The sequence below is a fragment of the Rossellomorea sedimentorum genome, from assembly GCF_046237645.1.
Classification (GTDB): Bacteria; Bacillota; Bacilli; order Bacillales; family Bacillaceae_B; genus Rossellomorea; species Rossellomorea sedimentorum.
This window is the reverse complement of the sequence record NZ_CP143546.1, coordinates 4110370-4128894: the sequence shown is the minus strand read 5'-3', so window position 1 is coordinate 4128894 and position 18525 is coordinate 4110370. Positions and strand designations below refer to the sequence as shown.

The following is an 18525-nucleotide window of genomic DNA, read 5'->3' as shown; positions in this document are numbered from 1 at the left end:
CAATGAACGCAAACTCGCAGAAAAGTATTATTGAGAAGTTAAATTTAAACAAATTTTCATCTAAAGCCATTCTTAATGTCCCGGAGGATGTCAATGACTTTGAGGAACTGGTATACGACTCGACGGTCCAGAAAGAGCAATATGATCTGGTGTTTAGGTTCGTGTTCAACCTGGAGGAGTTCAATGAATTTCTGAAAGAAGCAGTGGGGAAAAGGCTGATCAAGGATAATGGATATTTATATTTTGCCTATCCAAAGAAGAACAACCCTGTTTATGATCAATATATTGAGCGTGACAGCCTCTACAATCAGGACCACTTCAATGAAGAGGGCTTCGCTCATGGAAGCAACCTGAAGTTTTCAAGGATGGTCAGTTTAAATGAAGTCTTTACCGTCATTGGATTAAAGGCACAGCCTCCAAAGAAAAAAGCTTCCTCTAAAAAGAGCCAGTGCGTGGATGACTACATTGAGAACATTGAGGATCTGAAGCAATACTTAAAAAACAACGAGGAAGTACTGCAGGTCTACAATGATTTGACTTACGGATACCAAAAGGATTGGGCCCGATACGTCTACAGTGCTAAGAGGAAAGATACACAAGACAAACGTCTTCAGCAGATGGAAACGGTCTTAGCAGAAGGATATAAGTCCATGGATTTGTACAGACAGCAGAAAAAATAAGAAATCGAGAGGCTCTCCTGCAGGGGCGCCTCTCGATTCTTTTTTATGAGAACACTTCACTCATCAGGGCGTGTGTATTTCCTTCTGTGTCTGTGAAAAAAGTCATCCATGTTTCCGTCTGCCCCATTTTAGCTGCGATATGAGGCTCATCGATAAAGGTAACGCCGTTTTCTTGTAATTCTTCATAGGAAGCCTTAATGTCTTTCACCTCAAAATAGATGACTGAGCTTGCTTGCGCGAACTCCTCTTTCTCCGGGATTGTCAGCATTAGGCGGAGGCCATCACTTTCAAAAAAAGCCATGGTGTCTGTGTTAAAAAGAAGGGTCAATCCCAACCTTTCCTTGTAAAATTGAACAGCACGGTCAATGTCGTGGACAGGCACCCCGATCTGCCCAATCTTTTGAATCCTAGTTGTACCCATCTTTCCCATCTCCCTTCATTTGTTTCTGTTAGGCTCTTTTCGTAAACTTTGTTGCTATTTAATACACACTTTAAAAATATCTACTTAATTAACCAGAAATAGCCTGATAAACAAGGAAGAAAAGAGCTAATTCACCTTGTTCAGAGAAAAAAGCCTTTGTCTTCAAGGGAAAAATCCGGCTCTTTGGATTTTTCCGAGAGCAACAATATATACGAAAACAGCGTTCTGTTAATATTATTTTCCATCCTCATCCATTATAAACTCACATTTACTATTCTGATAGCTTCATGATTTAGTAGTTTCCTATATTAGAAGAAAAGCACTGCTCCTTTAACCGGAACAGTGCTTTGAATTGGATACTCTTTAGTTTTATTTACGTTGAGAACGAACTTCTTTTTGGATGTCTTTGAAGAAAGACACGCCCATTAATATCATCACGATTGCAAAAGGCAGGGCAGCGATGATCAGCATATTCTGCAACCCTTGCGTCCCGCCAAAGTAAACTACGACTGCTGCGATGGTTGATTGAATCAAGCCCCATCCGATTTTCACTGAATTACCAGGATTCAGCTGTCCGTTTGTGCTTAGCATACCAAGCACAAAGGTAGCGGAATCAGCAGACGTGATAAAGAATATTGCTATGACAAGAATCGTGAGAACGGACATAAAGAACCCTAATGGATACTCAGCAAGTACACCGAATGTCGATGTTTCCAAGGTAAGATCAGAGATTGCTGCCGTTCCAAGCTGTTCCAGCTCGAGAGCGGAAACACCGAATACAGCGAAGAAAACGAAACATACCAAGGATGGAAGCAGGAGAACACCAAATAAGAATTCACGAACCGTCCGGCCTTTAGAAATACGGGCAATAAAGATTCCGACGAACGGCGCCCAGGAAATCCACCAAGCCCAATAGAAGATGGTCCAGCCGTTGATCCAGCTGCGGTTTTCCTCATTTAATGGAGCCAGCCTGAAGCTCATATCAAAGAAATCAGAGAAATATCTTCCGAGGGTATCGGTAAACATATTGAGGATATACATGCTTGGTCCGACAATGAATAGAAGAAGAAGCAGAAATAGTGCTAATCCCATATTAATATTACTTAAGTATTTGATTCCTTTCCCGATTCCGGACCAGGCAGACCAGATGAACAGCACTGTGGCAATGGCCAGTACAAGGATTTGAACAGTAAAATTATTCGGCGTTCCAAATAAGTAGGCAAGACCGCCGGTAATTTGGGCTGAACCGAAACCAAGGGTAGCAGCCACACCGATGACTGTTGCAAACACGGCCAGTACGTCAATGATTTTTCCGAGTGCCCCTCTCATCATTTCTTCTCCGAATAAAGGAGTAAGAGTGGCACTGATCAAGCCGGGAGCGCCCTTATTGAACTTGAAGTAGGCCAGGATCAATCCAACTATTCCATAGACTGCCCAGGCATGGATGCCCCAGTGGAAGAATGAATACTTTAAAGCTTCTTTTATTGCTTCGTTTGATCCTTCGTCACTCATGGGACTGCTGATAAAGGCGTGCGAAATAGGTTCGGCGGTTGTCCAAAAAACAAGCCCAATCCCCATTCCCGCACTAAAGAGCATGGCAAACCAAGAAGATTTGCTGAACTCGGGCTCGTCATCCTTCTTTCCCAGTTTTAACTTACCAAACTTGGAGAACATGAGGAAAACACAGAAAAGAAGAATGGCGATAACAATCAGCAAGTAGAACCAGCCAAAATCACTCAAAATCCGGCCAGTTAAATTAGAAGAAAAATTATTTAAATTCTCAGGAGCAATTGCTCCCCAAATAACAACTATCAAGGAGATAGCCAAAGCATACCAAAATACATGTGTTGCTTTACTCATACCTTCACCTCTCAAAAAAATTTAGAGTTTGAGAGTATCCAACTCTACGATTATAACATAATTTTCGAAATAGTGCTTTCAATTCCAGAGAGCTGAAGGCTATCGGCTTGATAAAAGCTGATAGCCTTCCTTCTTATGCCAGGTCTTCTAACACTCTCTGGGTTCCTGCTGCAAAGTTCTCCGTGGAACTTTTAATAGTAATCCCATCATCCTTAGGTTCCGGAGGATCTCCAGCCCCTACCCAGAAGAACGTTACCTCTTCTGCACCGTAACTCCGGGCTGTTTCAGCCATGATAATATCACCCTTGCTGTCGCCAAAAACATACACCGTTTTTTCTGACCCAGAAGTTTGATCCAGTATCCACTGTGCACCGACCTTTTTGGAGAGGTCAGGCGGGATTACATCCACCCCGTAAGTAGAGACAACAACCTTCTTGTCAAACTTATCAGCGATTTCCTTGGCTTCTTCTGCGAAAGCCTTTAACGCTTGTCTTGTCTTTTTGAGATGTTCACCGTCTCCCGGATCGCCGTGAACCGCTTCAACCGTCCCCATGGACTCCTTTGTCTCATCCCATTCTATCAGGCCGTTATAGTCAGGTTTTTCACTGATTTTTTGAAGTTTGTCTTTTACTTTATCTTGAATGACAAAATCATCATCAAGCTGCCATTTGTGGATATCAGGTCCTTTGCCTTTAATGGCACCATGTTCAGCGACACAGTATAGACTGGACCAATCTTGGTCTTTATTCAGGGAGGAAAAAATGTTCTCTGCCAGCCATTTTCTTGACCGGCCAGTTATGAAGGCCAGCTTCTCGTTTTGCTTGTAAAGCTTTTCGATTGAATGCAAAACCTCTTCGCTCGGCCGGGCGTGTTCATCCGTCAGGACTCCGTCCACATCAAACATAAAGAATGTCATAGTAGCCTCCTTTCATAAGGTTCTTTATACCCTATATCCCTATAAAGTAGGCCTTTAAAAGTATAAAAAGTTTGGAGCGGGAAACTCGCACATTTTAATGATTTGTAGGCAGGGCTTTGACCAGTAAGTAATAGAGTTTAAGGATATTAGGTTGTCCCTGAAGAAGGCTCAATCCAGTTAAAATTATCGGGGTGGCTTGGAAAGTAGTTTATTCTATGGTGGGTTAGAGCGGATCTTTTATGATGTTCAGAGATGAGGTTTCAGTTAGCCGTAGAAAAGCCTAAGTTTCAAAGGGTGTCCGGAAAAATGGACCGAATTTTATAGGAGGCGCAGAGAAGAAGCTTCATTTTGCAGGAGAATAGTCCAGGTTTTAAAGGGTGTGCAAAGGAAATGGTGTATTTTTCTTATAAAAGATCCGGAAATTCCAAGATGCCTAATAGAAAAATGGCCCATTCTGCAAAAGAATGGACCGGGTTGTGTGAGCAGTCCGTAAGAAGTTATCTTATACCGGAATGTACTGCCGATTGTGTTTGATAGAAGATCAAATCACCATTCTTTCGGCTCATAATCCAGCTCGCGGAATAGCTGCTGCTTCTCTTTCTTTGTCAAATCCCGCCATTGACCTACAGGCAGGTTTCCTAAGTGAATATTCATAATGCGGACCCGCTGAAGCCGGAACACTTCGTATCCGAGAGCTTCACACATGCGGCGGATTTGCCGGTTCAGCCCTTGAGTCAGGATGATTTTAAAATCAAATTTGGAAAGCTGTTCGACTTCGCATGGCAGGGTTTTGGTACCGAGGATTTTAACCCCTTCGGCCATCTGCTTAAGGAATTCAGGTGTGATCGGCTTGTCGACGGAAACGATATATTCTTTCTCATGCTGGTTTTCCGCTCTCAGGATCTCATTGACGATATCACCATCGTTTGTCAGCAGAATCAACCCGTCTGAGTCTTTATCGAGACGGCCGATATTAAAGATTCTTAATGGATGGTTTACGAGGTCCACAATATTGCCTTTTACATTCTTTTCCGTGGTACTGGTAATTCCGACCGGTTTATTCAGGGCAATATAAACGTTATTGCGGGCTACCCTGATTTGCTGCCCGCTCACCCGTATATCATCGCCTGGATGAACTTGGTCACCGATATTTGCCCGCTTGCCGTTGATTGTCACTCTTCCCTCTTCAATCAGCCTGTCTGCCCCTCGCCTGGAAGCTTTTCCGGCCTCACTGATGAATTTATTTATACGCAATTTCACACACACCTTCATTTATGTCATTGTAGCTTTAAGAATATCCAATTCACGATACGTTTTCAAGAAATCGTTAAGTGGAAATTAGTTTATTAAGAGAAAAATAAAATCCCCTTCTCAATCTGGAAGGGGTACAGGAGTAATCAAGAAATTGTTAAGGAAATGAAGATTAAGCGCCTAAGGGTGTATTTGCTTTATTGATGTTCCATGTTGTCATTGCTCCCTTCACGCAGAATAGGAAGAGAGCAGCAGCGGAATGAACCGCCAGACTTAATGATTTCAGTAATGTCAACTTCCAATACATCATAGCCTCTGTCACGGAGCTGTTTGTTTACCTCTTTATTAACCGGAAGACTGAAGATCTTTTTATTTCCGATGGAAAGGACATTGGTTCCAAGGGTAAATTGTTCTTCTTTTGAAACATCAATCAATTCATAGCGGGAGCCGAAGAATTCAATGTCCTCTTCAGTCATTGCCTCGCGGTAGATGATGGCCTCTGTCGGTGAAATGACATTGAAGACACAATCCAAATGAAGAAACTCTTCCTTGAATTTGATGCCCTTTATTTCAAAATTCGGCAGGAGGCTCTGCAGGTGGTCAACGGATTCCTGTGTTGTTCTGTTGCTAAGTCCGACATAGATGGTGTTTTGATCGATCATGACATCACCACCCTCAATCTTGTCTTCAGCCAGATTGTAATAGGACAGATTTTCTTCATCGAGCCATTGCTTTAAAACTTCTTCTTCGCCTTTTCTGGCATCGCTGGCCATTTTAGCGACGAAAATTGTCTGGCCAAGGGTAAAGCCGATATCGCGGGTGAATACTTGCTCATGATATTTTTTATGATAAGGAAGGAGTGCCACTTCCACACCGTTATCCCTCAATGTTTTAACAAATTTACCGTGCTGCTCGACGGCTTTTTCTATATGTATGCCTTCCTCCTTGTACTTTCGCTGTGTCTCGTTGATGACATCCCTGATCGTCATATAGTGAGGTTCACAAAGAATGACACGCTTCAAGGTATCATATTCGCTGTTGCACAAAGTCCTGTATTTGCCTTGAGATTCTGTACTCATAAGAACTCTCCTCATCAAACAAAGTTATCTATAGGATAAACAGTTTTGACATATAATATTTACTCTTTAACGCTTTACCGCACCAAGAGGGACAGTCCCTCTTAGTGCGGTAAAGTGTTAATGTATAATAGTTTATTTGTAGGAGAAAAGATATTAAAAACTTTTGAAAACTTAGCTGAATTGGAAATGATTTTCAAGAGCATTCATAGTATAAAAGGTTGAGTAGATTTGTGATATAGTAGGTATAACATGAAACCGTAAGTTTTGCTGCTTGTGGTTTTATTTCATAATAGAGAGTGAGAGGTTTATTATGTTAATGACCGAAGATCAGTTCATGATTCAAAAGCTTCAGGATTTGTTTAAAGGAACTTCTGGAGATATAAATAAAGACATCGTTAAAGCCCAACAGTATATGGACGGGATCAAAAGCCTGATTGAGATTTGCGGAGATGATCCAGGCCGGGACGGGCTGCAGGATACACCATTCCGAGTGCTCAAAGCATTCATGGAATACACGGAAGGCTACAGGGAAGACCCGAAAGCTCATCTTGAGAAAGTATTTGATGTACAGCATAAAGAGCTGGTGATGGTAAAAGATATTGAATTCCATTCCATGTGTGAACATCACTTTGCACCATTCTTTGGTGTAGCTCACGTCGGCTATATCCCAGATAAGAAGATCACGGGCTTGTCGAAAATCGGCCGCATGGTGGAAGGGTATGCCAAACGTTTTCAGGTTCAGGAAAGACTGACGAATGAAATTGCCCAGGCAGTCGAAGATATTCTTGCACCTCAAGGGGCGATGGTTGTCATTGAAGCAAAACATATGTGTATGTGTGGACGAGGCATCAAGAAATCAAATGCTTCGACAACAACGACAGCCGTCAGGGGATTGTATGCCGAAAAAGCGGATGCAAGGATGGAATTCTTAACCCTTCTAAATAGATAAAGTCGATAGTGCAGGTGAAAATAATGAGACATGCAGTGATCACTGCGGGTTCCAAAGGGCTAGGGAAAAAGGTTACTGAGCAATTTCTGAAAAAAGGCTGTTCGGTTACCGTCAATTATAAAAGTGACGTTGAAAGGATCGAACAATTAAAGCAGGAATGGGCGCCTTATATTGACCGGCTTCAATTTGTTCAGGGCGATATCACGAAAAAAGAAGATATCGTTAACATTATTCAGCAGGCAATGAACCGATTCGGCCGCATTGATTATTTGATCAATAATGCCGGCCCTTATATTTTTGAGCGCAAGAAGCTGATCGACTATGAGGATGCTGAGTGGGAGGAGATGATCAACGGTAATTTGACAGCTGTTTTTCACTTCCTGAAATTGACCATTCCGATCATGAGAAAACAACAATTCGGCCGGATCGTCAATTACGGCTTCCAGGATGCGGAGCACTCCCCTGGCTGGATATACCGCTCGGCTTTCAGTGCGGCAAAAGTGGGGTTGGTTTCTTTAACGAGATCTATCGCCTTAGAGGAAGCTGAATATGGAATTACCGCCAACATGGTTTGTCCTGGAGATATCAGAGGAGAGATGAAGGAGTCATCGATTGCAGAAGCAAGAGAAATCAGGGATGACCGGACTCCCATCGGAAGGTCCGGGACAGGCGAGGACATTTCCCGTCTAATTGGCTTCATTTGCGATGAGAACTCCGACCTCATCACAGGGAGCATCATCTCCGCTACTGGTGGAATCAATGTTGTTAACCGAAATGGTATGGTCAGCGACTAAAAAGATCCTGCATCCAATAGGATGCAGGATCTTTTTATATTAGCGCACCCTCACTTCTGAACCGATTGCAAGGCTGCGTGGATCGATCTTAGGATTCAGTTCATGTAACTCATCTAATGTAAGTCCTGGAGCATGAGATTAAAATTTAGGGAATGAGAGAAAAACGATAAAGCGTGCCCATGAACTGAATGACTTTGGAACAGTTTCTAACGCTCATGAAGGAGGGGAGAAATAAAGAGATCGTTGATTGAACCCGCGAAGTCTTTGATAGAATTGCCAGACTCGATGATAGAACGTCTAAAGTCGCCGATAGAATACTAAAACTCGTCTAGAACCACTTAAGTCTTCAACAATGATTACCAAGAACTTAAAAAACCCCTGACAGATGTCAGGGATTAGTAATAATCAACGCATTACCTATCGGGCTGGCATGGCATCCGCTTGATTTGCTTCTAGCTTAAATTTCCCCAAGTACCAGAAACCGCCGTCCGAGGAAGAACCGATTGGGGAAAATAAGGCGATTCCTGTGGAGGTGACCCCATCTGTTTCATATTCATAGACTCCTTCGCTCGAACCGATATTTTCCCCGGCTTTTCCATACTTACTTCTAATAGCATCAGGCTGCAATTCGGGGAGGAATCTTACAGATAACTGGTATTGCTTTTCGGTATCGGGCCGTTCAAGAACAATGAGGAAGCTGCCATCATCCGAGGTTTCGCCTGTCTCCTCCAGTATATATTCATCCAACGGTTCAACAACTCCATTGATGACATCTAAATACTCTTCATTGTCAGGATATTGTTTTACCCCAGAATGGATGACGGCTCCTTCTGGAAGATTTGTCTGGCCGCGGATGACAAGCCTGTTGCGGTTATATTGAACAGTGGCTTCCAAGGTGATTGTTTCCTTTCCTTTCGCTATTTCGGGAGACTTTTGTTTCTCTAATGTCTCATCGACCCAGACAACCCGGCAGGCAGTTAACAGTATTAAGACAATAACTGAAGTTAGAAGTTTAACAGCCTTCTTTAACATGCTTCTTCCTCTTTTCGGCCAATGAGAGTGAAGTCTTCTGCATCAGGTTCACTGTCTCTGGCAGCCGGTCTTTGCTTAACCTTTTTTCGGCGCTTTAAGCCAACATGGTTTCCTTCAATCAAAACAGACCTCAACACGGCACTGATTTCGTTTACACAGAAGATGGTAAGCGCAAAGAATAAGAGTGGACCCAGCACGATATACGGACGAATGAATACCTGCTGTATATTAATCGCAATCGTGGCGGCCCATTCATTGGTAGCCGAAAAATAAACCGGAATATATTCCAATATCCCCATGTTGGACGTCATCAGTCCGCCAAGACAGATATGCAGGATTCCCAGCTGGATTAAGAGAATCAGCGTTTGCGAAAGTTGTTCAGAGAACATCACGATGGAATGTCGCCCGAAGTGAGGCATTAAATGCTTTCTAATCAAGTGAAAGCGGCTGGCTCCCATTTGCCTGGAGGCCTCGATGAACTCCTGTTTCATAAAGTCATTCATTCCTTGACCGATGTACATACCGAGAGACGGAATGACAATGAGTGCTATGACGATGACTTCAATTAAGGCAAAGCGAATGCTGGTAAGCGCATCGTTTTCGTAGGCGATCTGAAGCGGATACAGCAAAATATAACCGACAATGGCTAAGGGGATGAAGTTAAACGTATCCCAAAACCCTTTGAATCCAGAGCGAAACCACCCCGGCATGAAAGCATAAGTAAGCCCAGTGGCAAACCCGCCGGCCATTCTTAGCAATGCGATCGCCAGTGCACCGAGCAGCGTATACTTAGCACCGTCCACGAGCATCAGAAAGATATTTCTTCCAATCTTGTCACTTCCCAAGGGGGGCATCTCGGAAGGCGAGTAAGGCGGCGCTGCAATGACCTTATTGGTTTCGGGATCCTTTAAATAAGGAGGTCCAGATTCCGACAAATCAGGATAGAGAACGGGAACGAGAAAGCTTCCGATAACCATCCCGGTGATAATCACAAAGGGAATCCAAAAACGGAATGACTTAAATACACTCATACCTCAAGCTCCCCTCCAATCGTTTTTGTCAAAAGAATCCGGCTGATGCTGAAGATGATAAAGAATGGAATATAAATAAGCAGCATTCCAATAAAGAAAGCACTTGGCTTGGCAGTGGCTGTCGCCAGCAAGACGAACATAAACCCATTGATATTAAAAAGGATCTCAATAATCAGCAGGTTAGAAAGCATTAAAAGGAAAATCGGTTTAATATGATAGTAGAATTGAATCCAGACATTCCGGAACAGATGGACCCACAGGGTATACGCTTTCGAAAACCCTTTTGAAAAAGAATATTCGACATATGGCCTGTCTTCCTCTTCCCTGATTTGGAAGAGGAACTGCTTGGTGAGAAAAGCAATGGGCAGAACAGACAGGCAGACAATCGGCAGCACATAGATTTTATCTTCACCCAGCTTGTAAATATCAAACAACAGGATATCCGTCTGCTTGAAAAGCCAGATGATGAATAATTGTAAAGAGACGACAATCAAAACATCCGGAAGGGAATCAAACACATCCAGGATCCTCATGGAAATCCGGTACGCCCATCTAGGGAGGAACATAATCAGATAACTGATGGAAGCCGAAACAACAACCGCAATGGCAAACGCTGTGATTAACAGGAGGAATGAATATCCAAACAGTTTCAGCAGCATAGGAAAGAGCGGATAGGTTTTTTCATCCTGCCCCACCGTAATGAATATAGAACCTGGGTTCAATAAATCATGGAAGATTTGTTTTAAAGTATTAAGATATTTAGCGATATGTATAACAAGTTCATGATCGTAAAAAAGCAAAGAACCGGCAGCGCTGAATAAAAATAATCCTGCGCACGTCAGCAGAAACTGGATGGGCAGCCATATGAACTGCTTCATGAAAAGCCTCCTTAGCCACTTAAAGTGAAATTTCATTTCCAGAAAGTCCCTTTGTGTTACAACTACATTTCAAATTTTTCAGATTATTTCACCCTATACTATAACACTTACAAATTATTCCTTCAAGGAAGATCTTTTTCTGATATTTTACTAGATAAAGGTAATAAAAGCCCGGTATGATAATAATAGACATTTGGGAGATACTATTATTTTTTGTAGATTAATTGAGAAGAATGAAGGGGATAAGTATGACAGAACAAAAAGCGATTCAACAATTACAGACACCGCACACAACTACAAGCTTAACTGAAGATTTTCAACAAATGGGGGTAAGAAAGGGTATGACCCTGATTGTTCATTCATCTTTAAGCTCCCTGGGATGGGTTTGCGGAGGTGCTGTCGCCGTGGTGAAAGCGTTGATGGAGGCAGTAGGAAATGAGGGGACACTGATTATGCCTTCTCAATCTGCCGGCAACTCCGACCCGGCGGAGTGGGAGCAGCCGCCGGTACCCAAAGAGTGGTGGCCGATTATCCGCGAGGAAATGCCGGCATATGACCCGGATTATACTCCGACAAGAGGCATGGGGGCGATAGCAGATACATTCAGAGGGTTCCCGGGTGTAAAAAGAAGTTCACATCCAGTGTATTCATTTACTGCCTGGGGAAAGCATGCTGATTATATCCTGAGTGAACAACCACTGGAGGAAGGGTTTGGTCCGAATTCCCCACTGGCTAAAATCTATGAATTGGACGGAGAAATCCTCTTGCTGGGTGTTACTCATGACAGCAATACGTCCCTTCACTTTGCCGAACACAGCATTCAGGGTCGTGAAAGAGTTCAAAAAGGGACGGCGATGAAAGAGAATGGCCATCGTGTTTGGAAGACGTATGAAGAAATTCTTTATGACTCGGATCCTTTTGAAAAACTGGGGGAAGAGTTTGAGAAAAATCAGCCTGTAAAAACGGCGATGATCGGGAATGCAGCCTGTAAACTGATGAAACAGCGCTCAGCAGTGGACTTTGCACGAGACTGGCTGCAGGAGAATCAACCCAATTAAATATTGGACCTTGGAAAGGAATGGGATATGAGATGAGTGAAAAACTGTTAAGAGTGGGGACGACCTATCTTCCTGTACGAAATGTTGCATCGGCCGCTGAATGGTATGCAGTTAATCTAGGGGCAGAAGTTAACTACCAGGATGAGGATAAGGCCATTTTGAACTTGGCTAATCAGAGCTTCTTCCTTGTTCACGCAGGAAGGAATCAATCGTCAAACTTCTTTGACAAAAATGGTGAAGAGCACTTTGCTTTAACTTTTGAAGTCAACGGTTTGCCCGCATTGAGTGAGATTCAGGAAGATTTCAAAAAGAAGAAAATGAAAGTCGGCGATATAGAAGACAGGGGCCATGCTGGCAGAAATTTTGTTTTCTGGGACATGGATGGCAATAAATTCGACGTTTGGAGCGAACTCAGTCCGGAGTTTAAGGAGAAGTATACGATTCAGTGATTGTTTCACGTGAAACGCACGTCAGGATGGCGGAGTTAGGGGTTAAAATGTTGTTATAGGAATAGCATTCATTTAAGCTCCAGGATTGGCTGCATCATTTTCTGGGATATGGAGGAGGGTTCAATGACCCAAACACACTATGAAAAAGCGACTTTTGCCGGCGGCTGTTTTTGGTGCATGGTATCTCCTTTTGATGAGAGGGAAGGCATTCAAGAGGTTGTTTCTGGATACACAGGCGGTACTAAGGAAAGTCCAACCTACGGTGATGTGGTTTCTGGCAATACAGGGCACAGGGAGGCTGTTCAAATTACATTTAATCCTGAGCTGTTTCCTTATGAAAAGCTTATGGAGCTGTACTGGCAGCAGATCGATCCTACTGACTCAGGAGGCCAGTTCAGTGACAGGGGAACAGCTTATACAACGGCCATCTATTATCATCATGAGAGCCAAAGGGAAAAGGCGGAAATGTCTAAAAAGGAGCTTGAAGACAGCGGGCGGTTTAACGAACCGATTGTGACGAAGATCCTTCCTGCCCAGCCTTTTTATCCAGCCGAAGAATATCATCAGGATTTTTATAAAAAAAATAACTTCAGGTATGAACTCTACCGCAGAGGTTCGGGCAGGCAGGAATTTTTGAAAGAGTACTGGCCGAAAGATACTTCCCATCTTAAAGATAAGCTGTCGCCGATGCAGTATTATGTCACGCAGGAGAATGGAACAGAGCCGCCTTTCGAAAATGACTATTGGGATAACGACCAAGAAGGGATTTATGTCGATATTGTCTCCGGCGAACCGCTGTTCACCTCCAAAGATCAGTATGACAGCGGCTGCGGCTGGCCAAGCTTCACAAAGCCCGTCATGTCTGCAAGTGTGAAAGAAAAGTATGATCTAAGCCATAGAAGCACAAGGGTGGAGGTCCGGAGCCGGGAGGCCGATTCCCATCTGGGCCATGTATTTGAGGATGGTCCGGGAAAGAATGGATTGAGGTATTGTATCAACTCAGCTGCCTTGCGGTTCATCCCTGTAGAAGATCTTGAAAAAGAAGGATATGGGGATTTTAAAATTCTCTTTCCTGGAGCAGGAGATTAAAAAAAGCTTGATGGAATTTCCATCAAGCTTTTTCCGTTACATCCACCGCAGTCATATGCTGTTTTGGTTCCGGCACCCGTGATAGGATGATGATTCCTATTATAAAGAGAAGGACCAGGCTGAAAACGCCTGTACTTGAGTCACCTGTCACCTGGGCTGTGACGCCGACAAGTAAAGGGCCCATAATCGAGGCGAACTTACCGAAAATATTATAAAAACCGAAAAACTCATTGGAATTCTGTTTCGGCACCAACTTTGCGAAATAAGAGCGGCTCAGTGCCTGGATGCCTCCTTGTGAGGTGGCAACAAGCATGGCCAAGATCCAGAAGTCCAGCGTGGTTTCAAGGAAGTAAGCATAGATACAGACAAAAATATAAACAATGATTCCGACATAGAGCATTTTCTTCCCTGTAAACTTCTCGGAAAGCCTTCCGTATAGGACCGCAAATGGAGCCGCCACGACTTGAGTGACAAACAAAATGATTAACAGACTGGTGGATGAGATACCGAGATCTGATCCATAGGCTGTAGACATCGTAATGATGGTTCCAACTCCATCAATATAAAAAAAGTAGGCAAGCAGAAACAAAAATAATGGCCGGTATTTCTTGATTTCCTTAAACGTTTTGCCGAGACGCTTGAAACTGTTGACCACCGGGTTCGGCTCCGGCTCGACATAGTGACGCTGATGGACATGCTTAAACATCGGGATGGCAAACAGTCCCCACCACAGAGTGGTGATCAGGAAGGCAATCTTGCTTGCCACCGTAGTGGAAAGAGGGATGGTCCCGCTTTGAGAAAGCACGATGATGACGATGCTGATGAGGAATGGGATGGTACTTCCGATATACCCAAGCGCAAAGCCTCTCGAGGAAACTCTATCCATCTTTTCATCTGTTGTAATATCAGTCAGGAAAGCATCGTAAAATACATTCGCACCTGCAGAACCGACGGCCGCAAAGGTATAACAGATCAACAAAAGGAGCCACTGATCACTGGGGATGAAAGCCAAAAGGGCAGTGAAACTCACACCCAGGACAAAAAAGAAGGTAAAGAACTTCTTTTTAAACCCTTTATAGTCGGCAATGGTGCCCAGAATCGGCCCAAGCATCGCTAGTATAAAAGTAGCGATGGCGATGGTATACCCTAAATAGGCAGTAGAATCCGAGGCACTTACCCCTGCTTTGGTGGCGGCAGCCTTATAAAACAACGGAAAAACAGCAGTGGATATGATGATGGTATAAGCGGAATTAGCCCAATCATAATACATCCAGCTGTTTTCTTCTTTTGTAAAAGCCTTCATCGGTCTAGACCTCCCGGAAACGATTTCCGTTTATTTTCGTACAAGTAAAGCAGGGTTGAGAATGAAGTGTACGGAAACTTCACATACATTTTACAGTCGTAAAAGGTCTTCCACAGCGGATCCGTCTGTATCTCCGAGATCAAGTCCCAGCAGCCTGGCAAATGTAGGTCCTTCATCAGGGAGGTCCATCGAAGGGATGACAGCTCCCGCTTTGATTCCCTTGCCGGCAGCGATAAAGATTGTGTCATAATCCGGTTTCTCCGGTGAGTATCCGTGAGAGGCATAGGTATACTTGCCTGTTTTGACATCCCCTGGAGTGATATCATCCAGATACTGCCCTTGAATTCCTTCTGTGATGTAATAGCCCAGTGAGGCTTCAATCATGAATGCGCAAGTCTCATCAGCTCCTCTTTCTCCGGCTTCCTTGCCGGTCAGAACCCTTTCAATTCCACTCTTTTCATCTTTTCGGAGCACGTTTAAAAGATGTTCAGCTTTTTGCAAGCTTTCCAGATCATCTGGATCTTTTACATATATATATGCCGAGCCATCGCAGCTCTTGCAATAAGCTTTCCAATCGGTCACCCGGCCTTTGGCATCAACGTTGATCAAGCCTTCTTCCTTAAACAGGACATTCGGCTTAATGGCTATGGATTCATCAAGGGCACTGTGATCCCCAAGAGCCACTATGGTGGAATGTTCATAAATCCCCGCCTCCCTCAAGGCAGCTAGTATTCTCCCAAGTCTCTGGTCATGACGCTTTATGGCATTATGGGCCTCTTTGGAAGAGAAACCATGATAGTGGCGGTGGGAGTCAAGGTCTGTAAAATGGATGAGCATCAGGTTCGGCTTCTTTTTACGAATGGTTGCTACAGTCGATTCCAGCACAAAGTCATCAAGCTCAGGTTGATGAAGTCCGTTGCGAATATGGCCGAAACGCCGGTTCATCTCAAGTTGGAAGGAGCTGGTTCCATTCCAGAGGGAAACAGCAATTTGGTGGTGCCATGGACGGTTGGCAAAAATCTCGGGCATATTGTAATCAATATCTGCTTTGGCGGTCACCGGCCATAATAAAGCAGCGGTCGTCAAGCCTGCTTTTTTAGCTTCATCATACAGGGTGGTCCCATTTATATGATGTCTATGCCAGTACCAGTCTGGAGAAGGACTCCCGGGCTGGAGGTGAGTATTGTTGATGACCCCATGCTTATTGGGATAGTTTCCAGTTACGATCGTGGCGTGGCAAGGGTAGGTAACGGAAGGATAGATGGTTTTCACGTTAGGGCAATAAGAGCCTTTCTGCAAAAGCTCGTTAAAGTTAGGCATATCTTTTATCGCTGTGAAATCCAGAGAGGATAGGCAGTCAAACGAAATCACAATCAGGTGGTCTGTAAGTCGTTCCATGAAATCCTCCAAGTGTCTAAATATTTTAAAAATTACTATATGTATTAAATATAACAGAAAACTACACTGACTATACATGTTTTCGGGTGATTGAAAGACTGGGATAAAAGAAAAATTTCTGGCCATGTCTCTTGTACTAACTACCAAATAGCAACAAAGTAGTAGAAAAGAGCCTTTTGATAAAAAAAGAACCCCTCTCTACAAGGGATTCTTCTTCATCATGCCTGAATATAGTCATAATTATAATTCACTCTGTCATCATTGAAGTACTTCATAATCAATTCTTTATCGGAATGGGGAACTTCTTTTCCTTCAATAATCTGTGCTCCGTTTATACAACCGCTCGTCAGCAGCACCAAATCGTTCTCATCACTTAGAGAAAGGGCAGACAGCACTCCCTCTGCACGGGTTCTCTCCGTATAAATATTATTCGCAGAAGGATTGGAGAAGCCTGTCAGGACGTTGTTGATGATCTCATCCGGATCATTGAAATCAGGGTGATCGACGGACACCACAATTTCATCGGCCCTTCCTTCCACTGTTTCAGCCATGAGGGGCATCTTGGATTTATCTCTTGTGCCGATGCCGGTGATAAGGACGATAAGCCGGTTATAATCCAATTTTTTGACTTCCCGAAGCAGGTTGTCAAGAGCTGCCGGGGTATGGGCGTAATCCAGCATGATTTTTCTGTTCCCGTACCCGGTGAGCAGTTCAAACCTTCCTTCCGGGCCTTCTATGGAAGGCAAGGCCAGGAGAATCTGATGGATGGAGTAGCCGGAATGCAGGGCTGTACAGACAGCAGCAAGAATATTGGCTACATTGTAGTCTCCAATGACCGGAGCCCTGACAATAAACGATTTATTGTGCACATTTAACTCAAAAAACGTTTCGTGTCCCATGGTCCTTAAGTTCGATGCTTTGACATCCGCTTGAGAACGTTTATCGAGGCTGTAGGTTAGGGTATCTCCTGAATGTAATTCAAGGATATCCTCTGCCATGCCGCTGTCATCGATATTGACCACTGCTTTTTTAGCTTGTTTGAAAAGCTTGAGCTTTGCTTCTTTATAGTTTTCGAACGTTTTATGAAACTCCAGGTGTTCGGGAGAAAGGTTGGTATGTATCGCGATGTCAAACTCTATTCCCTCAACTCGCTTTTGCACAGTGGCAACCGACGATACTTCCATCACGGCTGCTTCGTCCCCACGTTCATGAAACTGGTCAAAAATGTAATGTAAATCCGAAGATTCCGGTGTTGTCGGCGTACTTTTCTTCAGATTGATTTTACCTGCAGACGATATAATGCCGGTCGTCCCTATGGAACCGGTTGGTGTACCGAGTAATGTCAGTAACGATTTCACATAGGCAGTGACTGTCGTTTTTCCGTTCGTTCCCGTCACTCCGATCGTCTTCAGTCTTTCATGTGCGCTTCTATAAAATAAGATGGACAACTTCGCGAGAAAGGCCCTGGCGTCTTGTACGAGAATAAAAGTTCTGTCATTAAACTTTCTGCTCGCTTTTTCCAGGACATCGGCATCCTCTCCGGCCAATACAGCCGCTCCATTCCGTATGGCATCTTCAAGAAAAGAATGGCCATCATGTTTTTCCCCGCTTATGCAAACAAACGCGGCATCTTTCTGCACTCTTCTAGAGTCATAATTAACATTTGTTATCTTTTTCTTTGATTGTCCCCAGAGGCGTTTGATTCCTAACTGTTCCTGTTGTGTAAAGTCAATATTCATTGGCTCTCTCCCTTTGATATGAAAGTCAGTCCTACTGATTCATATATAGTTTGACCGTAACAGCAGCGAGCATATACAAGTGGAATGAAAGCTTGTCATGCATCCCCATACTTTCTGGTTCATTTCTATCCGTCTATACCCGAATTTCTGAAAAATATTCTGGAAAAAAATTCATGCAGCACATTGTATGGCTTTATTTAGAGTTGACAGATTGGCGGGGTGAAACATGGTAGTTGATAGTGCGACTTACAAATTTGTCCATTTATCAATCAAAGGAGGAGCCCTAAATGTATGTTGTTAAATGGGGAATCTTAGGTGCAGCCAATATTGCAAAGAAAGCGATTATACCCACCCTTAAAAATTGCGATAATGCAGAAGTTACGGCTATTGCCAGCATAAGCGGCAAGGAGGAAGAAACAGCGAAAGTATTTTCGACCCAAAAGAATATGGAAGCTATGAGGAACTGTTGGATGACCATGAGATTCAGGCGGCCTATATTCCTCTGCCCAATACCCTTCACAAAGAATGGGTAACGAAAGCGGCAAGAAAAGGCAAGCATGTGCTTTGTGACCTTATGTTTAACAACTGTTAAACAATA

Annotated in this window: 19 protein-coding genes; 8 read left to right on the top strand and 11 right to left on the bottom strand. The window is 43.6% G+C overall.

Translation table 11 applies throughout. From position 1 onward, the window contains the following. The first annotated feature begins 2 nt into the window (after window positions 1–2). The gene (locus V1502_RS20145) at window positions 3–680 is read left to right on the top strand and encodes a YdeI/OmpD-associated family protein (protein WP_409252373.1); all 678 of its coding nucleotides are present in this window, start codon (window positions 3–5) and stop codon (window positions 678–680) included. Window positions 681–723: 43 nt separating this feature from the next. On the opposite strand, the gene V1502_RS20140 is transcribed toward V1502_RS20145, so the two are convergent. The 5 genes from V1502_RS20140 to V1502_RS20120 all read right to left on the bottom strand — a co-directional run bounded on the left by V1502_RS20140 (window position 724) and on the right by V1502_RS20120 (window position 6207). After that, window positions 724–1101 carry a VOC family protein gene (locus V1502_RS20140; protein WP_409252372.1) on the bottom strand — a complete coding sequence of 126 codons (378 nt, stop codon included), beginning with the start codon at window positions 1099–1101 and terminating at the stop codon, window positions 724–726. Between the two features lie 369 nt (window positions 1102–1470). Continuing rightward, window positions 1471–2961, bottom strand: coding sequence for a glycine betaine uptake BCCT transporter (locus V1502_RS20135; protein WP_409252371.1), 1491 nt, complete (start codon window positions 2959–2961; stop codon window positions 1471–1473). 133 nt (window positions 2962–3094) lie between these two features. Further along, window positions 3095–3877: an HAD-IIB family hydrolase gene (locus V1502_RS20130; protein ID WP_409252370.1), complete on the bottom strand. Its 783-nt coding sequence runs from the start codon at window positions 3875–3877 to the stop codon at window positions 3095–3097. Between the two features lie 546 nt (window positions 3878–4423). After that, the gene (gene rluF, locus V1502_RS20125; protein ID WP_409252369.1) at window positions 4424–5131 is read right to left on the bottom strand and encodes a 23S rRNA pseudouridine(2604) synthase RluF; all 708 of its coding nucleotides are present in this window, start codon (window positions 5129–5131) and stop codon (window positions 4424–4426) included. A gap of 194 nt (window positions 5132–5325) precedes the next feature. Beyond that, window positions 5326–6207, bottom strand: a complete 882-nt coding sequence (locus tag V1502_RS20120; RefSeq protein ID WP_409252368.1) for a dimethylarginine dimethylaminohydrolase family protein — start codon at window positions 6205–6207, stop codon at window positions 5326–5328. Window positions 6208–6523: 316 nt separating this feature from the next. On the opposite strand from V1502_RS20120, the gene folE reads away from it, so the two are divergent. Both folE and V1502_RS20110 read left to right on the top strand, forming a co-directional pair. After that, complete coding sequence (gene folE / locus V1502_RS20115; RefSeq protein ID WP_409254402.1) at window positions 6524–7156, top strand: GTP cyclohydrolase I FolE; 633 nt, start codon at window positions 6524–6526, stop codon at window positions 7154–7156. Between the two features lie 23 nt (window positions 7157–7179). Beyond that, the gene (locus V1502_RS20110; protein WP_409252367.1) at window positions 7180–7950 is read left to right on the top strand and encodes an SDR family oxidoreductase; all 771 of its coding nucleotides are present in this window, start codon (window positions 7180–7182) and stop codon (window positions 7948–7950) included. Window positions 7951–8367: 417 nt separating this feature from the next. Here the strand turns inward: V1502_RS20110 and V1502_RS20105 are convergent, their stop codons facing one another. The 3 genes from V1502_RS20105 to V1502_RS20095 are packed head-to-tail and all read right to left on the bottom strand — an operon-like array spanning window position 8368 to window position 10891. After that, complete coding sequence (locus tag V1502_RS20105) at window positions 8368–8982, bottom strand: hypothetical protein (protein WP_409252366.1); 615 nt, start codon at window positions 8980–8982, stop codon at window positions 8368–8370. Beyond that, window positions 8976–10013, bottom strand: a complete 1038-nt coding sequence (locus tag V1502_RS20100; protein WP_409252365.1) for an ABC transporter permease subunit — start codon at window positions 10011–10013, stop codon at window positions 8976–8978. Before V1502_RS20100 ends, V1502_RS20105 begins: the two co-directional genes overlap by 7 nt. After that, window positions 10010–10891, bottom strand: coding sequence for an ABC transporter permease subunit (locus tag V1502_RS20095; RefSeq protein ID WP_409252364.1), 882 nt, complete (start codon window positions 10889–10891; stop codon window positions 10010–10012). The genes V1502_RS20100 and V1502_RS20095 overlap by 4 nt, the downstream gene beginning before the upstream one ends. Before the next feature lie 248 nt (window positions 10892–11139). Between V1502_RS20095 and V1502_RS20090 the strand changes: the two genes are divergently transcribed. The 3 genes from V1502_RS20090 to msrB all read left to right on the top strand — a co-directional run bounded on the left by V1502_RS20090 (window position 11140) and on the right by msrB (window position 13487). Further along, on the top strand, window positions 11140–11949 hold the full coding sequence (locus tag V1502_RS20090) for an aminoglycoside N(3)-acetyltransferase (RefSeq protein ID WP_409252363.1): 810 nt from the start codon (window positions 11140–11142) through the stop codon (window positions 11947–11949). Window positions 11950–11981: 32 nt separating this feature from the next. Beyond that, complete coding sequence (locus V1502_RS20085) at window positions 11982–12398, top strand: VOC family protein (protein WP_409252362.1); 417 nt, start codon at window positions 11982–11984, stop codon at window positions 12396–12398. A 123-nt stretch (window positions 12399–12521) separates the two neighbouring features. Further along, on the top strand, window positions 12522–13487 hold the full coding sequence (gene msrB, locus V1502_RS20080; protein WP_409252361.1) for a peptide-methionine (R)-S-oxide reductase MsrB: 966 nt from the start codon (window positions 12522–12524) through the stop codon (window positions 13485–13487). 22 nt (window positions 13488–13509) lie between these two features. On the opposite strand, the gene V1502_RS20075 is transcribed toward msrB, so the two are convergent. The 3 genes from V1502_RS20075 to V1502_RS20065 form a co-directional block, all read right to left on the bottom strand. Further along, window positions 13510–14790, bottom strand: coding sequence for an MFS transporter (locus tag V1502_RS20075; RefSeq protein ID WP_409252360.1), 1281 nt, complete (start codon window positions 14788–14790; stop codon window positions 13510–13512). A gap of 90 nt (window positions 14791–14880) precedes the next feature. Beyond that, window positions 14881–16188, bottom strand: coding sequence for an alkaline phosphatase family protein (locus tag V1502_RS20070; RefSeq protein ID WP_409252359.1), 1308 nt, complete (start codon window positions 16186–16188; stop codon window positions 14881–14883). A 218-nt stretch (window positions 16189–16406) separates the two neighbouring features. Then, entirely contained in the window at window positions 16407–17927 is a 1521-nt protein-coding gene (locus tag V1502_RS20065; protein WP_409252358.1) for a UDP-N-acetylmuramoyl-L-alanyl-D-glutamate--2,6-diaminopimelate ligase, read from the bottom strand. A 287-nt stretch (window positions 17928–18214) separates the two neighbouring features. On the opposite strand from V1502_RS20065, the gene V1502_RS20060 reads away from it, so the two are divergent. Further along, window positions 18215–18460 (top strand): hypothetical protein, encoded by a 246-nt coding sequence (locus tag V1502_RS20060; RefSeq protein WP_409254409.1) that lies wholly within the window; start codon window positions 18215–18217, stop codon window positions 18458–18460. Beyond that, complete coding sequence (locus V1502_RS20055) at window positions 18409–18519, top strand: hypothetical protein (RefSeq protein WP_409254401.1); 111 nt, start codon at window positions 18409–18411, stop codon at window positions 18517–18519. Before V1502_RS20060 ends, V1502_RS20055 begins: the two co-directional genes overlap by 52 nt. Window positions 18520–18525 lie beyond the last annotated feature (6 nt).

Excerpts from the sequence above, each read along its gene's own strand:
- V1502_RS20145 (WP_409252373.1), top strand. The coding sequence starts at position 3 with ATGAACGCAAACTCGCAGAAAAGTATTATTGAGAAGTTAAATTTAAAC.
- V1502_RS20140 (WP_409252372.1), bottom strand. The coding sequence starts at position 1,101 with ATGGGTACAACTAGGATTCAAAAGATTGGGCAGATCGGGGTGCCTGTC.
- V1502_RS20135 (WP_409252371.1), bottom strand. The coding sequence starts at position 2,961 with ATGAGTAAAGCAACACATGTATTTTGGTATGCTTTGGCTATCTCCTTG.
- V1502_RS20130 (WP_409252370.1), bottom strand. The coding sequence starts at position 3,877 with ATGACATTCTTTATGTTTGATGTGGACGGAGTCCTGACGGATGAACAC.
- V1502_RS20120 (WP_409252368.1), bottom strand. The coding sequence starts at position 6,207 with ATGAGTACAGAATCTCAAGGCAAATACAGGACTTTGTGCAACAGCGAA.
- folE (WP_409254402.1), top strand. The coding sequence starts at position 6,524 with ATGACCGAAGATCAGTTCATGATTCAAAAGCTTCAGGATTTGTTTAAA.
- V1502_RS20110 (WP_409252367.1), top strand. The coding sequence starts at position 7,180 with ATGAGACATGCAGTGATCACTGCGGGTTCCAAAGGGCTAGGGAAAAAG.
- V1502_RS20105 (WP_409252366.1), bottom strand. The coding sequence starts at position 8,982 with ATGTTAAAGAAGGCTGTTAAACTTCTAACTTCAGTTATTGTCTTAATA.
- V1502_RS20100 (WP_409252365.1), bottom strand. The coding sequence starts at position 10,013 with ATGAGTGTATTTAAGTCATTCCGTTTTTGGATTCCCTTTGTGATTATC.
- V1502_RS20095 (WP_409252364.1), bottom strand. The coding sequence starts at position 10,891 with ATGAAGCAGTTCATATGGCTGCCCATCCAGTTTCTGCTGACGTGCGCA.
- V1502_RS20090 (WP_409252363.1), top strand. The coding sequence starts at position 11,140 with ATGACAGAACAAAAAGCGATTCAACAATTACAGACACCGCACACAACT.
- V1502_RS20085 (WP_409252362.1), top strand. The coding sequence starts at position 11,982 with ATGAGTGAAAAACTGTTAAGAGTGGGGACGACCTATCTTCCTGTACGA.
- msrB (WP_409252361.1), top strand. The coding sequence starts at position 12,522 with ATGACCCAAACACACTATGAAAAAGCGACTTTTGCCGGCGGCTGTTTT.
- V1502_RS20075 (WP_409252360.1), bottom strand. The coding sequence starts at position 14,790 with ATGAAGGCTTTTACAAAAGAAGAAAACAGCTGGATGTATTATGATTGG.
- V1502_RS20070 (WP_409252359.1), bottom strand. The coding sequence starts at position 16,188 with ATGGAACGACTTACAGACCACCTGATTGTGATTTCGTTTGACTGCCTA.
- V1502_RS20065 (WP_409252358.1), bottom strand. The coding sequence starts at position 17,927 with ATGAATATTGACTTTACACAACAGGAACAGTTAGGAATCAAACGCCTC.
- V1502_RS20060 (WP_409254409.1), top strand. The coding sequence starts at position 18,215 with ATGTATGTTGTTAAATGGGGAATCTTAGGTGCAGCCAATATTGCAAAG.